Raw genomic sequence first — 15,112 nt, 5'->3', positions numbered from 1 at the left:
ATATTTTGGGTAAGTTTTGCCGTATCTCTCTTTATATCTATGCTGATTGATTAAGTTCTCTTGTTTCTTTTTTCGCCATAAAGGATTTAAACATAGTAAAGGATGTGTATAATACAACACAAACTACTAGCCATTTTAATGTGTTAAGCGGTAAAGTCTTAACAAGATAAGCGGCTATTAAAACTCCTATAGGACCACATATATTAATAGCAGTAGAAGTTTTAGTAGAATGAGTTTCTGACTTTATGAATTTAAAGGATGCAAATGGTAGTAATAAAGCCCCAGATCCCATCATTATAGGGAAGGCAATCTTAGGATCCATTCCAAGTGCAAATATTAATGCCATACATGGGGCATATAAACCAACTCCCAGAGTATTAAGACCACCAAAAATAAAGTTACCAACCATTCCTATCACAAGTTTTGTTCCTGTAAGTCCAATAGCGTTACCACCAACAGGGAAAAGATTTAGTAGGCCCGCAACCATTAAAAATGCTATGGCAATTAAAGCGATACCCATGGATGCTTGTACAGCTTTTTCATTAAGTTTAGATATAATTCCTGCACCTACTAAAGCACCGGCAATTGCGGCAAGAATCATACATATAAGTGTAACAGGCTCAACCTCTACCACTGTTAGAAAAATAAGTGCTTCTACAATAGTAGGGATTGTAGCTCCTACATTAAGGGTACCAGGAATTTTTTTATCATCTACAAGTTTTAAGTTTTTAAAGAGAGATGTTTCAATAGCGAAACTTCCAACGCCTAAGGTGTCAAAAAAGTTTGCAATAATCCCAATAATTCCTGAAATTAGAAAGCTTCCTTTCTCAAGAGTTCCTTCTTTAGACTTTCTAATATAGTCTCTGGCAAGGGTTACTGTAAAAATAATTCCGATAATTAAGGTAATACCTAGTAAAATTTTTAGCATAAATAGTCATCCTTTCAAGTGTTTTGTTATTTTAATAACAATGCTATTTTATAGGACATATTAAAGTTTTACAACAATTATTGGAAGATAAAATGTATAAGCAATCTAGTATTGAAAAAAGTTATGCATCATTCAGAAAAGTGACCATAAAGCTTCTTTTTAAAATTCAACAATGTTTACTTATAATGCTTGATTATTATTGATTTATGAGATATACTTACCTAGGTAACAATTACTTAAGTAAGTATATGAAGGAGGCGTACAATTGATAATATACGGCCATAAAATAAACCAATTAGCTCGAAGCTTTACTAAGAAATTAAATGAAAAAATTAATCCCCTTGGGTTACATAGTTCACAATGGGCGATTGTATTATATTTACATGAAAGAAAACAATGCACACAAATCCAGCTCAGTCGATACCTAAATGTAGAAGCACCAACTATTACTAGGACGTTAATTAGGATGGAAAAGAGTGGATTAGTAATTCGTGAAGAGGGAGTTGATAAGAGAGAAAAACACATAAAACTAACGGAAAAAGCTTCTGGGATGTTTGGAATATGGAAGGAAGTTGAAAATGATATACAAGCAGAGTCTATAGATGGCATTGATACAAATGAACTAGAGGTCTTTAACAGGGTTTTGGAAAAGATGATGAAAAATTTAGATTAGGAGTGACAAAATGGTAGAAAAAAATGCAGCAAATTTTACTTTCAGATTAATACTATTCGTACTAGGAATATTTATTTTGGCATTAGGAGTTTCTGCTGTAATCAAAGCAAACTTAGGTGTTCCCACCTGGGATGTTTTGCATATTGGTTTAAACAGATTAGTTAATTTATCTATAGGAAGATGGATTCAAATAGTAGGAATTATTATGGTTTTAATGACAGCTTATTTTGAAAAGGAAAGACCAGCTATTTGGAGCATATTAAATATAGTATTAGTTGGATTTTTTGTAAATAGTATCTTGGGTTTAAATCTAATCCCTTCCTTCACAGGAGTAGTACAAAGGACAGTATTACTAGTATTAGGGACTATATTAATGGGAACTGGTTCTGGAATGTATGTATCTTCTAAAATAGGGGCAGGTCCAAGAGATGGTATGACTTTATTTATATCTAAAAAGTTTTCTATTTCTGTCAGGTTATCAAGAACTCTACTTGAGATAATGGCTTTAGCAGTTGGATGGTTCATAGGAGGGCCTGTTGCACTTGGAACATTTATTACAATTTTCTTTATTGGGCCTGTTATGCAAACTTCATTGAGGTTTTGGACAAGGCAATTAGCAAGAATTTAAATTTTTATTATATTTCTAATGGTAAAAGACCAAGAGCATAAAGCCTTGGTCCTTTTGTCTAGTTACTAATATTTCATTTTAACTAAAGTTATTTTTGGCCACAAATATTATAAATATAAAGGATAGGAAAAAACCTAAGCCAATTATAATAAAGTTCTTAATTACAAATAAGTTGGAAGGTATTAAAGTATTAAGTATAGCTAGTACAAAATATAAAAGAATAGCTAAAAGGACGTATATCATAATTTCATAGGCAGTAATATTTATGTTGAATATTTTTTTTATCTCATGCATGTTTAATAGTAGCAATGCAAAAGAGGTTATTATTAAGGTTATTCCATATCCATAAATATTTATCCAGGAAATTCCTGTGAGTATAAATAAAAGTATAAGCTCAAATATAGAAACAATTACTGAATTTCGTAGGATAACACTTTGTTTTCCAAGACCATTAAGTATACCAAAAGTAGTGGCAGATACGAAAGTAATAGGGGCTGCTAAGGCAGAAAACTTTATATAAGAGCCTAAATCAGTTCTATTATAGAATAACTGACCTAGGGAATCCGGGATACTGAGACAAATTATCATTGTAGCAACTCCTAGTAAAAAGGCAATTTTAATAACCTGAAGTATTCTCGTTTCTGCTTCCCAATAATTTTTTTTACTTAGCTTTTCTGAAAGATCTGGTATAAGCACTGTGGATATAGAGTTAACTATAATCATAGGAAAGAAAATTATAGTTAAAGACATTCCTTTGAATTTTCCTATCATAGATAAAGCAACACTATATTCTATACCAGAGCTTACTAGTCTTCTTGGAACTATTAAAGCAGATACCGTTGATAAAGCGGTAGATAAAAATCCATTTAAGCAAAGAGGAAAGGATATAATTAATATGTTAAATAGCAATTGAAGCCTGTCCTCTGGAGCGGAAAAAACAAAACGATAGCTTCTTTGTTTAACCTTAAAGTAAAAGTAAAGCAGAATAAAACTAGATAATTCCCCTATGGCTAGAGTTATATAGGCGGCAGTTACTGTGCTTTTTACACCTTTTAGTGCAAAAACGTTTATAATTGTCACGATAAATATTATTCTCAGCAGTTTTTCCAATATATCTATAAAAGCTGGAATTTTAATATTAGAGGTACCATAAAAATACCCTTTTAAAACAGAAGAAAGAGCTATAAAAATCATAGCAGGACACATAACCTGTATGGCGTGTAAAGTTCTAGTGTCCTTAATTATATAGTTACTTATAAAAGAAGCATTAACAAAGACAAAGGATACAACAATCAAAGACCATACAGAATCAAATAGCAGAGATATATCTATAGACCTATTTAAATTTCTAAAATCATCCTTTGCGAAATAAATTGCAGCTATGGTTGAAATAGCTGTAACCATTCCGCCAGAAATAAGACATATAAACAAGTCATATATAGGCATTACTAAGCCATATAGTCCCATACCCTCTGCACCTAATTCACGGGACAGTATTATAGAAAATATAAACCCAAAAACCCCGGTAATTAGATTAGAAGAAATTAATAAAAGTGAATTTTTCAAAAACCTGTCTCTTCTCATATAAAAACTCCTATGTATTTTATTTTTGTTTAAAATGTTCCCAACTCTAAATATCAGTAGTTTATATAGTGGGATTTATTTCATATGTTATAAATAAAGATTTAGAGGATGGAATTTAAGAGTTATAGAAAACTACTAATTTATTTTCTAATAATAATAACTATGTTAATAGTTTTTATTATATTCTTTATATCTGTATCATTTATTTAAGTGACTGTGGAAATTGAGAATTTTAACTGTAACCTGACTATATAGGCAAGTACTAGGAATATGGTACTCTATGAATATTTTTCAATTCTTTAGAGAAAACTTATCTTGAAAATGTAAGTATTGGAGGTAAAATAATGAGTGAAACCATATTAGAAAGAACAGAAGGGCGAGTAAGTTACCACGATTCTGTAGAGGAAATGCTGAAAAGAATAAGAGAGGATGGAATGTCAAATGCATTCGATAGATGGGCACTGCAAGAAAAAATCAGATGTAAATTTTGTCTTCAAGGTTTAAGTTGTCAATTATGCTCACAAGGTCCTTGCAGAATTAGTGAAAAAACTGGCCAAGAAAAAGGTGTCTGTGGAATAGGACCAGATGCCATGGCAATAAGAAATCTAGTATTGAAAAATGTTATGGGTGCAGGTACATATAGCCATCATGCCTATGAGGCTTTTAGAACATTGAAGGCTACAGGAGAAGGAAAAACACCATTTAAAATTAAGGATGAAAATAAACTTAGATGGATGTGTGAGAAGTTAGGAATTAATACAAACCAAGATGTAAATAAAATGGCTATTCAGCTTGCAGATGTTTTAGAAGAACAAATGAGAGTTGATTCAGAGGATAAAAATCTAATGGTAGAGGCCTTTGCACCAAGAAAAAGAAAACAGGTTTGGAGAGATTTAAACTTATATCCAGCGGGAGTTTTACATGAAGAACAAAATTGTGTAGCAAGCTGTTTGACAAATGTAGATGGAAATCACGTGTCTTTGGCAGCTAAGGCATTAAAATTAGGTTTAGCTACTATATATAATGCTCAAATTGGACTTGAGATGGCTCAAGATATTTTATTTGGAACTCCAATGCCACATGAAGTAAACGTTGACTTAGGCATTATGGACCCGGACTATGTAAATATAGTATTTAATGGTCATCAACCATGGGCTGGAGCTGCAATGATAGAAAAGGCACGAAAAGCTGAAATTCAAGAAAAAGCAAAGGCAGCTGGTGCTAAGGGACTTCGCGTAGTAGGGTCTATAGAAACTGGTCAAGAGTTACTTCAAAGATTTGACGTAGATGACGTTTTCGTAGGATTAATGGGAAACTGGTTAACTATAGAGCCATTGCTTGCCACTGGTACAGTAGACGTTATGGCTATGGAAGAAAACTGTTCACCTCCTGCAATAGACCATTATGCTGAAAAGTATCAGGTAACATTAGTAGCAATAAGCACTATTATAGACATACCAGGACTGCAACATAAAATTCCATATCATCCTGATAAGGTAGATGAAATGGTAAATGAACTTATTAACTTTGGAATAGAAAACTTTAAAAAACGTAAAGATAAAAAAATTGAATCAATGGTTCCTAAAATAACACAAAAGGCAATTGCAGGCTTTTCTACAGAGGCAGTGCTTCAAGCCTTAGGAAACAAACTAGATCCATTAGTAGATGTAATCTCAGCAGGAAAAATTAAAGGGGTAGTAGCTTTGGCTAACTGTTCTACATTAAGAAACGGTCCTCAAGACTGGAACACAGTTAACCTTACAAAGGAACTGATAAAGAGAAATATACTAGTAGTAGCGGGAGGTTGTGGAAACCATGCCCTTGAGGTAGCTGGCCTCTGCAGTTTAGAAGCAGCAGATATAGCAGGAGATGGATTAAAAGAAGTTTGCAATTTATTAAAAATTCCTCCAGTATTAAGTTTTGGAACTTGTACTGATACAGGAAGAATATCTATGCTTGTTACTGCTCTTGCAGACCATTTAGACGTAGATATACCTCAGTTACCGATAGCTGTAACTGCACCGGAATGGATGGAGCAAAAAGCTACTATAGATGGCGTATTTGCTGTAGCCTATGGTGCTTACACTCACCTGTCTCCAACCCCATTTTTAACAGGAGCTCCTAAAGCTGTAAAACTTCTTACTGAAGACGTTGAAGGAATGACAGGTGGTAAAATAGCTCTTGGTGATGATCCTGTTGAGGTTGCTAATAACATAGAGGCACATATTAATGAAAAGAGAAAAGGATTAGGTTTAAGCTAAATAAAAAAGCACTAGTAGATATTATCAAGATTGAATAATACTTACTAGTGCTTTTATTATGCTAAGTAAGTCTATATAAACTATTTTTTTAATACGGCTCCAGTACTAGCTGAAGTAACAAGTTTACTATAACGATAAAGATAAGTACCTTCCTCTGCTTTACAAGGTGGTTGTGTCCAATTAGCTAAACGGCTATTTATCTCTTCTTCAGAGAGTTCTACCTTTAAAACCCTGCTTGGTAAGTCTATCTGTATCATATCACCATTTTCTAGTATTGCAATAGGTCCTCCTTCGGAAGCTTCCGGAGAGACATGACCAATACAGGGGCCTCTTGTGCCTCCGGAGAAACGTCCATCAGTAATTAAAGCTACAGATTTTTGGAGACCCATTCCAATAATTGCGGCAGTGGGACTTAACATTTCTCTCATGCCAGGACAACCTTTAGGACCTTCATATCTAATTACCACAACATCACCAGCCTTTATTTCTCTTTTTATAATTGCTTCAAAGGCTTCTTCTTCTGAATCAAATACCCTAGCAGGGCCTCTATGATGAAACATTTCTGGCTCTACACCGGATTGCTTAATAACTGCTCCATCAGGAGCCAAGTTGCCATTTAATATTGCAATACCTCCTTCGCTGTAATAAGGATTATCTAAAGGTCTAATTACAGAGCTGTTAAGTATCTTTGTGTCTTTTATATTTTCCCCTAAAGTTTTTCCTGTGACAGTGATGGTGTCAGTAGAAATCAGGTCACCTTCTGCGAGCACTTTTAGTATTGCAGAAATGCCACCAGCTTCATTTAGGTCTTCAATGCTGTGCATACCGGAAGGGCTCAATTTTGCTATATTTGGTACTTTTCTACTTATTAAATCAAAGTGCTCTAAGTTTAGTTCAACTTTGGCTTCAGCTGCAATAGCTAAGAGGTGAAGAGTAGTATTACTTGAACCACCAATAGCCATATCTACAGCTACTGCATTTTTGAAAGCTTTTAGCGTAAGAATATCTCTAGGACGAATATTATTTTTAACAAGCTCCACTATTTTCATACCAGCTTTTTTTGCAAGCTGTCTTCTCTTTCCGTAAGGGGCTGGGATAGTTCCATTGCCAGGAAGAGCCATTCCTAAAGCTTCTGCTAAGCAATTCATAGTATTAGCAGTAAACATGCCGGAGCAGCTTCCGCAAGTAGGACAAGAATTTTCTTCGATTTCTACCAGTTCTTCTTCGGCTATTTTGCCTTCAGCGTAAGCACCTACTGCTTCGAAGGCACCATGTACTAAATCTATAACTTTTCCATTATGTTTACCAGTAAGCATTGGGCCACCACTTATATAGATAGCTGGAATATTAAGTCTTGCAGCGGCCATTAACATTCCAGGTACAGTTTTGTCACAATTTCCAACTAAAACAAGAGCATCAAATTTATGGGCCATTGCCATGACTTCTATAGAATCTGCAATTAGTTCTCTGCTAGAAAGAGGATATTTCATGCCACTATGATTCATTGAAATTCCATCACAAATGCCTATACAGGGAAACTCAATAGGAGTTCCTCCGCTGGCACTAATCCCTAATTTTACAGACTGAACTATTTCATTTAAGTGAAAATGGCCAGGAACTATTTCGTTATGTGAATTTACAACTGCAACTAGAGGCTTTTCTAAATCTTCAGGCAAATACCCCATGGCATATAGTAAGGAACGGTGAGGTGCACGAGCTACTCCTTCTGTTATTTCTTTACTTCTATAGTTTGTTTTTGACATTATAATACCCCCAATTCAGAATATTAGATTTTTACGAAAACAAAAAACAGATCTCTCCCAATAATGGGGCGAAATCTGCTCGCGGTACCACCCAAATTTATTAGCTAAACAATACCATGAAAATAGACTAAATTTCCATATTGCCTAACATTATACTTGATTAAGATAACGGCTTACACCGGCGCGGCTTACTAGCTAGTTCAGCTTGCAACTCTAGGATGATTTTCAACAGACTTAGCTTATGGGTTTTCACCTAGTCCCACTCTCTTTAAAGCATAGGTATGTTTACTCTTTCCTGTCATAGTTTTTAGTATTTGCTCCTAAATATACTATAGTTTCTGAACACTGTCAATTAAAAATGATAAAATATTCAGTAATATAATATATAGAAAATTGAAATTTAGAATTTATAAAAAATCATAAAGTGAATGATAAAAAGTTTTTAGTAAAATCATCATATTGTAAACGTTTAATTAAGTTTTCTTGAAATAAAAAAGTAATATTCAATAAAAGGCTTTAATATTATGTATTATAGCAAAAAAATAGGATTAACTTTGCTGAAATTACAGTTTTGCAAGAATTAATAGACTAAAAAATGTAAGAGAATAAATGAAAAAATATATTGACAAATGAAATTTTAAATATTATTATCGTCACATAACTATTTGATTCTAATTTCCATTCATCAATAAAAAGTGGAAGAATTTTAATCTATAAAATATTTTTTAAAATTTAAAAATAACTCTTGACATTAAATTTAAAAAGGTGTAAATTAATAACAATACTTGAATGATTATACAAATCTATATTTAAAAACTGTGATAGGGAAGAGTAAATAGTGAAAGGTTTTACAGAGAGTGAGGCTAGGTGAAAGCTCACAAACTAGAGGCTATTGAAAATCACCCTTAAGTTGTAAGCTGAACTGTAGTAAGCTGTGCCGGCGAAAGTCGTTATTTAGTTAAGTAAAAATTTGGGTGGTACCGCGAACAAACTCTCGCCCCATGGTGGGCAAGGGTTTGTTTTTTTTATACCTATTTTTAAAATTGATTAGTATATTAATTCAAAAGTAGTTATAGTTATGCAAAACAAAGGAGATGGTAGTGTGAAGAATAAATTTGCTAATAGAATGAATGTTGGAGCATCAAGGGAAAGTGATGAAATTATAGCTATGATAATGAAGCTTACTGAAATGCCTGAAGTAATATCTTTTGCAGGAGGCTTACCAGACGGGGAACTTTTTCCTATTGAAGAAATGAAAAAAGTAACTAAAGAAGTACTAGAAAGTGATGGAAGAAATGCTCTTCAGTACAGTACTACACAAGGAATAAGAGAACTGAGGGAAGTTATTGCAGAGCAAATTATGAAAGAGGCAGGGGTAGATACTACAGCAGATAATTTAGTCATAACCTGTGGCTCTCAGCAGGCTTTAGAGTTTTCAGGAAGATTATTTTTAGATGAAGGGGATGTGGTTATATGTGAAAGTCCAAGTTACCTAGGAGCTATAACTGCTTTTCAGCCTTATGGACCTAAATTTGTGGAAGTAAAAATGGATGAACATGGAATGGATATGGTGGATTTAGAAGAGAAACTAAGGAATAATCCAAATACTAAGTTTATTTATACTGTACCTGATTTCCAAAATCCTACAGGAATTACTTTAATTGTTGAAAGAAGAAAAAGAATGGTTGAGCTAGCGGAAAAATACGATGTCATGATACTAGAGGATAATCCATATGGAAACTTGCTATTTGAGGGTGAAAGGCTACCAGCAATTAAGAGTTTTGATAAAAATGAAAGAGTTATTTATCATGGTACTTTCTCAAAAATATTTTGTCCAGGACTTAGGATTGGATGGGTTTGTGCAGCAGAGGAGATAGTGAATAAGTATCTGTTAATTAAACAGTCTGTAGATTTGCAGACCAATACCATGGCTCAGAAAGAAACTGCACTTTATATGAATATGTATGATATAAAAGATAACGTAAATAAAATTAAAGAAGTTTACAAAAGAAGAAGAGATTTGATGGTAAAAACCCTAAAGGAAGAATTACCAGAAAGTTGCTCATATACAAATCCAGCAGGAGGATTATTTATATGGGTAACACTTCCTGAAGAGTTAGATGCATCAAAGGTTTTAGAAAAAGCAATGGAGTACAGGGTAGGATTTGTTCCTGGTATAGCCTTTTATCCAAATGGGGGTCATAGGAATAATTTCAGGCTTAATTTCTCAAGCATGAAGGATGAGCTTATTGTAGAAGGAGTAAAAAGACTGGGTCAGGTTTTAAGAAGTTTTTAAAAGGCACTAAAGATAAGGGGATTTGAGATATTTATAGAGCTTCTAAAAAATATTTTATTATTTAAATAAAAAGGAGGAGAGGTTTTATGCCTTTTATGAATAGTATAACCGTTGGAGTATGTGAGAGTTGTGGTAAAATGGGGGAAAAGAATTACAATTCAAGTGAAAATACAGTGTATTGTCCTAAATGCAATGACAAATATAATGTAGTTTGTTCAGGGTGTAATTCTGTATACGATAAAAGACATAGCAGTGATATAAGTTTGGTAAATGGAAAATATCTCTGTAAAAATTGTTCTGCTTAATCATCTTAGTTTAGAGAGAATCAACGAGGTATAAGATTATAAGACTGAAAATTCTGGATAAAGCAATTTGTTATGCTTGAAATTTAAAGTGGACAATTGATAATGAAGGAGCTTTAAAAAAGCAATTCTTATTCTATAAGAATAAGGCTCCTTATAAATCAATTGTTCACTAGTCAAGAATATTAGATGTTTTATATATAGTTGCCATTGCTGAAAATATGTATCTAGATTATAAAATAGAAAAAATGGGGGAATAAAAATGGAAAAATTAAAGGTTTATTATGATAGTGATGCAGATTTGAAATTATTAAAGGGAAAGAAAGTTGCGGTATTAGGATTTGGCAGCCAAGGACATGCACATGCACAAAATTTAAGGGATAGTGGTGTAGAGGTCGTAGTAGGACTTTATACTGGGAGTAAGTCTTGGAAAGCAGCAGAAGAAGCAGAGTTTAAGGTAATGGAAGTGGCGGATGCAGTAAGAACTGCAGATTTTGTAATGGTACTTGTGCCAGATGAAAAACAAAGTAAGCTATATACTGAAAGCATAGAGCCTAATTTAACAGAAGGAAAAGTTTTGATGTTTGCCCACGGTTTTAATATTCACTTTAATCAAATAGTTCCTAAGGAAAATGTAGATGTAATAATGGTAGCACCAAAGGGACCAGGTCATATTGTAAGGAGAGAATATGTAGAAGAAAAGGGAGTACCTTGTCTATGTGCTGTATATCAGGATTATAGTGGAAAAGCTATGGACTATGCATTAGCATATTCAAAAGGTATAGGAGGAACCAGAGCAGGAGTGCTTAAGACTACTTTTAAAGATGAAACTGAAACAGACTTATTTGGTGAACAGGTTGTACTCTGTGGAGGAATTTGTGAGCTTATAAAGTCAGGTTTTGAAACCTTAGTAGAAGCAGGGTATGCGCCAGAAAATGCCTATTTTGAGTGTCTTCATGAAATGAAACTTATAGTAGATCTTATGGTACAAGGTGGATTAAGTTATATGAGATATTCTATAAGTGATACAGCAGAGTATGGTGACTATAGTATAGGAAAGAGAATTGTAACTGAGGAAACTAGAAAAGAAATGAAGAAGGTACTTAGTGAAATACAGGATGGTACCTTTGCTAGAAACTGGATACTTGAAAATGCCGCTAATAGACCTTATTTTAATGCAAAAAGAAGAAGCGAACAAAATCATCCAATAGAGGTGGTAGGAAAAGATTTAAGAGCTATGATGTCTTGGCTTAAAAACAAATAATATAGATTAATTTTAAGAGAGTGTACTAGAATATTAGTGTAGTATTTATATAATATATAGGGGGTATCATTATGAAATTAAGAGGTGCACAAGTATTATTACAATGTCTAAAAGAACAGGGAATAGATACAATATTTGGGTATCCAGGTGGTGCAGTGTTGCCTATTTATGATGCCCTATATGGTATGAAGGAAATAACTCATATATTAACTGCTCATGAACAGGGAGCTACTCACGCGGCAGACGGATATGCTAGGTCTACAGGAAAAGTAGGAGTTGTCATAGCAACATCTGGTCCCGGTGCAACAAATACTGTTACAGGAATTGCAACAGCTTGCAGGGACTCGGTGCCGTTAATAGTAATTACAGGGCAGGTTTCACAGAAACTATTAAAAAAAGACTCTTTTCAAGAAGTAGATTTTGTGTCAATAACAAAATCTATTACTAAGAAGAATTATATAGTAACAGATCCAAAATCTCTTGCAGCTGTAGTAAGAGAAGCTTTTATGATTGCAAAATCAGGAAGGCCAGGTCCAGTAGTAATTGACATACCAAAGGATGTTCAGGAAGCTTTTATTGACTATGAAGCTGGACAAGGTGACAAAACTCTCTTAAGTGAAAGTAAAAAGTATGTTACTTTCGATGAAGTTAGTCTAGGTAGAGCAATAGATATAATAAATGATAGTAGGAAGCCTGTAATTTATGCTGGTGGTGGAGTTGTGATTTCAGAAAGCCATAAAGAGTTGAGGGAATTTGCAGAGAAGATAAATTCTCCTGTCACATGCTCCTTAATGGGTATAGGAGCCTTCCCTGGTAATCATGAAAGCTATATGGGTATGGTAGGAATGCACGGAACTCGTTGTTCAAATTATGCAGTAAATAACTGTGACCTTTTAATTGCAGTAGGTGCTAGGTTTAGTGATCGCGTAATTAGCAAAGTAGAGGCCTTTGCACCAAATGCAAGGTTAATTCATATTGATATAGACCCTAGAGAATTTGGAAAAAATATAGATACTGCTGTGTCGTTAGCGGGAGATGCAAAAAAAATTCTATCACTTCTAATAGAAAGAGTAGAAAAAAAGGATAATGACTTATGGACTGAACAAATTCAGAATTGGAAAGGTTATAAAACATCAGAAAGGAAAGATATATATTCCTTAAGACCTGAAAATATAATAGAAAAGCTTCAAGAGTTAGCAGGTAACAATTGTATTATTACTACTGAGGTTGGTCAAAATCAAATATGGACAGCTCAATATTTTAAATTTTTAAAGCCAAGAACTTTTATAACATCTGGAGGGCTTGGAACTATGGGCTTTGGCCTTGGAGCTGCCATAGGAGCCTCCATTGGTAATCCCGATAAAAAGGTAATCAACATAGCTGGAGATGGAAGTTTTAAGATGAATTCTACAGAATTAGCAACAGTAGCAAGGTATAGAATACCTATTATACAACTAGTTCTTAATAATCATGTATTAGGTATGGTACACCAGTGGCAGGACTTGTTTTATCAAGGTAGATTTTCTCATACAAAGCTAGGTGAGGATGTTGATTTTATTAAATTAGGGGCAGCCTATGGAATAAAAACAATGAAAATAACTGAGGATAAACAAATAGATACAATTCTAAGAGAAGCTTTATCACTAAAGGAGCCGGTTATTATAGAATGTATTATTAGCAGTGATAATAAGGTATTCCCTATAGTACCTCCAGGAGCTGCTATTACTGAGTGTATAGGTTAAAAACTAATAAGAATATAGAAATTAAGAAATTATCTTAAGTCTATGTGTTTCAAAAAATGCAAAAAGTAGATAAGGTCAGCGGAGATGCTGACCTTATTATTTTAGTGTAATGGAGAAGAGGTAATACAAAGTTGTTGGTTTTGGAGCAGTTTAACAGTTATATTCAATACTACCTTTTCAGTTATACTTCTAAAAATTTTTTCAATAGGTGAGTTGTAGCATAAATCCTTTGGATTTTCTAAAATATCAGATTCAATAATTTCCGCATCCACTAACTCGCAAAAGACTTCTTCGTTAAAAACTTCTCTAAATATAAAGCTTTGCTGACATAAATCTCTACCAGCAATTTTTTCTGCACAAGGGTCACAAATATTCATAGTGCTGTCTAGTATTTCTACTTCACTTTGAGGGGCTGTAGTGTTAATAACTGGATGAGTTATAAATCTAACTTTAGTTACACATTTAAAAGGCACCTTAACAGTAGTGTGTTTTATCTTACCACTTAATGCATCTTTGTCTATACAGTCTTTAGTAGCATATTCAATATTTTTTCTAATAAACCCACTTATAAACACTACTCCATAACAAGGATCTCCATTACCGGAATTAGGGATAAGCTTGCATTGGGTTACATAAACGTTCTTTTTAATACGTTTTATTTCAATAGCTTCTTCTTCAAGCTTAAGAGAAGATACTATTGATACAGTTATTCTTGGTTGTGCTAATACTACTGGAGTTTTTATTATTACGGGACCCTGGGTAAATGTAGGGCAAGTGGAAGTACTTGGACAAAGAGACATGCTTTCTGAATCTACATCTGCTTCACAGCATTCTAAGGTAACTTGGCACTGATCATATTCACTGGAGCTTTCCCATTGTTCACAGCTATCAGTTTCATCACATTCAGTGCACTCGTTACAATCTTCAGATTCATCACATTCACTACATTCACTACAGTCATCGCATTCATCGCATTCATCGCAATCATGGGATTCATCACATTCACCACATTCATCACATTTTTCCCATTCACCTGAATCTTCGGAATGACAGCAATAGCTTTCGGTAGTGCAGTTATCTGTAGTACTAGTGTCATTAGAAGAAGAACTGCAATTATTAGCACTGGTATGTGCAGAACTCTCATCTATAGGCTCATTGCATTTACAGGAATCTTCAGTAGTGGTACTAGCATCAGTAGAGCTAGATGATGAATTTTCCTCATCACAGTCATTGTCTGTAGTTTTTTTTTCTACTTGTTTGTCTTCATATTTTTTTATACATTCCTCTTCAATCATAGAAACTTCATAACTGGAGGAGCTTTCTTTTTCCTCTTTTTTGCTATGACCTTTAGATCTTCTTTCTTTTTTAGATCTGCCACCATCAGTGCTAGAGGAACTTTCTTTTCTATGTCTTCTGTGTTTTCTTCTTGAACGCTTCCTATCAGTAGTTTTATCTGTACGTTCTTTTTCGCTGGAACTGGCTTCACTGGAGTTGGTTTCACCGGTACTATGAGCATCTTCCTGTGAGGTCTTTTTCTCCAATAGTTTGTCTAATAGTTCTCTTACTCGCTTGTCTTTTAAAAGATCATTGCTTTCTTCCGATGTAGGTCTTCTATGGTCTTTTCTACTCATAATTCTATCCTCCTTCATTAACAGGCTGCCTGATATAAGT

General features: G+C 33.9%; 11 protein-coding genes and 2 other annotated features. Of the genes, 7 read left to right on the top strand and 4 right to left on the bottom strand.

The window, feature by feature from the left end; all coding sequences use genetic code 11:
• Positions 1-37 precede the first annotated feature (37 nt).
• On the bottom strand, positions 38-928 hold the full coding sequence (locus P8V03_RS05465) for a sulfite exporter TauE/SafE family protein (RefSeq protein WP_261672064.1): 891 nt from the start codon (positions 926-928) through the stop codon (positions 38-40).
• Between the two features lie 265 nt (positions 929-1,193).
• On the opposite strand from P8V03_RS05465, the gene P8V03_RS05460 reads away from it, so the two are divergent.
• Positions 1,194-1,601, top strand: coding sequence for a MarR family winged helix-turn-helix transcriptional regulator (locus tag P8V03_RS05460; protein WP_318797101.1), 408 nt, complete (start codon positions 1,194-1,196; stop codon positions 1,599-1,601).
• A gap of 10 nt (positions 1,602-1,611) precedes the next feature.
• Positions 1,612-2,229, top strand: coding sequence for a YczE/YyaS/YitT family protein (locus P8V03_RS05455; RefSeq protein WP_261672066.1), 618 nt, complete (start codon positions 1,612-1,614; stop codon positions 2,227-2,229).
• Positions 2,230-2,307: 78 nt separating this feature from the next.
• On the opposite strand, the gene spoVB is transcribed toward P8V03_RS05455, so the two are convergent.
• Positions 2,308-3,813, bottom strand: coding sequence for a stage V sporulation protein B (spoVB, locus tag P8V03_RS05450; protein WP_261672067.1), 1,506 nt, complete (start codon positions 3,811-3,813; stop codon positions 2,308-2,310).
• Between the two features lie 344 nt (positions 3,814-4,157).
• On the opposite strand from spoVB, the gene cooS reads away from it, so the two are divergent.
• Positions 4,158-6,074: an anaerobic carbon-monoxide dehydrogenase catalytic subunit gene (cooS, locus tag P8V03_RS05445; RefSeq protein WP_318797098.1), complete on the top strand. Its 1,917-nt coding sequence runs from the start codon at positions 4,158-4,160 to the stop codon at positions 6,072-6,074.
• A gap of 80 nt (positions 6,075-6,154) precedes the next feature.
• Here the strand turns inward: cooS and ilvD are convergent, their stop codons facing one another.
• A complete protein-coding gene (gene ilvD, locus P8V03_RS05440) occupies positions 6,155-7,837 on the bottom strand; it encodes a dihydroxy-acid dehydratase (RefSeq protein WP_318797096.1) in 1,683 nt (560 codons plus the stop codon).
• Positions 7,838-7,898: 61 nt separating this feature from the next.
• Positions 7,899-8,148, bottom strand: a binding site (T-box leader).
• A gap of 498 nt (positions 8,149-8,646) precedes the next feature.
• Positions 8,647-8,842: a binding site (T-box leader), on the top strand.
• 121 nt (positions 8,843-8,963) lie between these two features.
• Between ilvD and P8V03_RS05435 the strand changes: the two genes are divergently transcribed.
• From P8V03_RS05435 to ilvB, 4 genes are all read left to right on the top strand, one after another.
• The gene (locus P8V03_RS05435; RefSeq protein WP_261672184.1) at positions 8,964-10,133 is read left to right on the top strand and encodes an aminotransferase-like domain-containing protein; all 1,170 of its coding nucleotides are present in this window, start codon (positions 8,964-8,966) and stop codon (positions 10,131-10,133) included.
• A gap of 86 nt (positions 10,134-10,219) precedes the next feature.
• Positions 10,220-10,438 carry a hypothetical protein gene (locus P8V03_RS05430; RefSeq protein WP_261672070.1) on the top strand — a complete coding sequence of 73 codons (219 nt, stop codon included), beginning with the start codon at positions 10,220-10,222 and terminating at the stop codon, positions 10,436-10,438.
• A gap of 259 nt (positions 10,439-10,697) precedes the next feature.
• Positions 10,698-11,699 (top strand): ketol-acid reductoisomerase, encoded by a 1,002-nt coding sequence (gene ilvC, locus P8V03_RS05425; protein ID WP_318797093.1) that lies wholly within the window; start codon positions 10,698-10,700, stop codon positions 11,697-11,699.
• 71 nt (positions 11,700-11,770) lie between these two features.
• Positions 11,771-13,441 carry a biosynthetic-type acetolactate synthase large subunit gene (gene ilvB, locus P8V03_RS05420; protein WP_318797091.1) on the top strand — a complete coding sequence of 557 codons (1,671 nt, stop codon included), beginning with the start codon at positions 11,771-11,773 and terminating at the stop codon, positions 13,439-13,441.
• Between the two features lie 101 nt (positions 13,442-13,542).
• Here ilvB and P8V03_RS05415 read toward each other — a convergent pair whose 3' ends face one another.
• The gene (locus tag P8V03_RS05415; RefSeq protein ID WP_318797089.1) at positions 13,543-15,072 is read right to left on the bottom strand and encodes a CsxC family protein; all 1,530 of its coding nucleotides are present in this window, start codon (positions 15,070-15,072) and stop codon (positions 13,543-13,545) included.
• Positions 15,073-15,112 lie beyond the last annotated feature (40 nt).

Source organism: Clostridium tanneri (assembly GCF_033659955.1).
Classification (GTDB): Bacteria; Bacillota; Clostridia; order Clostridiales; family Clostridiaceae; genus Clostridium_AM; species Clostridium_AM tanneri.
The sequence above is the reverse complement of the archived record's forward strand: the minus strand, read 5'-3'. Positions and strand labels throughout refer to the sequence as shown.

Bases quoted from the DNA above. Each gene is read 5' to 3' on its own strand.
- spoVB (WP_261672067.1), bottom strand. From the start codon at position 3,813: ATGAGAAGAGACAGGTTTTTGAAAAATTCACTTTTATTAATTTCTTCT.
- P8V03_RS05430 (WP_261672070.1), top strand. From the start codon at position 10,220: ATGCCTTTTATGAATAGTATAACCGTTGGAGTATGTGAGAGTTGTGGT.
- ilvD (WP_318797096.1), bottom strand. From the start codon at position 7,837: ATGTCAAAAACAAACTATAGAAGTAAAGAAATAACAGAAGGAGTAGCT.
- P8V03_RS05455 (WP_261672066.1), top strand. From the start codon at position 1,612: ATGGTAGAAAAAAATGCAGCAAATTTTACTTTCAGATTAATACTATTC.
- P8V03_RS05435 (WP_261672184.1), top strand. From the start codon at position 8,964: ATGAATGTTGGAGCATCAAGGGAAAGTGATGAAATTATAGCTATGATA.
- ilvC (WP_318797093.1), top strand. From the start codon at position 10,698: ATGGAAAAATTAAAGGTTTATTATGATAGTGATGCAGATTTGAAATTA.
- ilvB (WP_318797091.1), top strand. From the start codon at position 11,771: ATGAAATTAAGAGGTGCACAAGTATTATTACAATGTCTAAAAGAACAG.
- cooS (WP_318797098.1), top strand. From the start codon at position 4,158: ATGAGTGAAACCATATTAGAAAGAACAGAAGGGCGAGTAAGTTACCAC.
- P8V03_RS05415 (WP_318797089.1), bottom strand. From the start codon at position 15,072: ATGAGTAGAAAAGACCATAGAAGACCTACATCGGAAGAAAGCAATGAT.
- P8V03_RS05465 (WP_261672064.1), bottom strand. From the start codon at position 928: ATGCTAAAAATTTTACTAGGTATTACCTTAATTATCGGAATTATTTTT.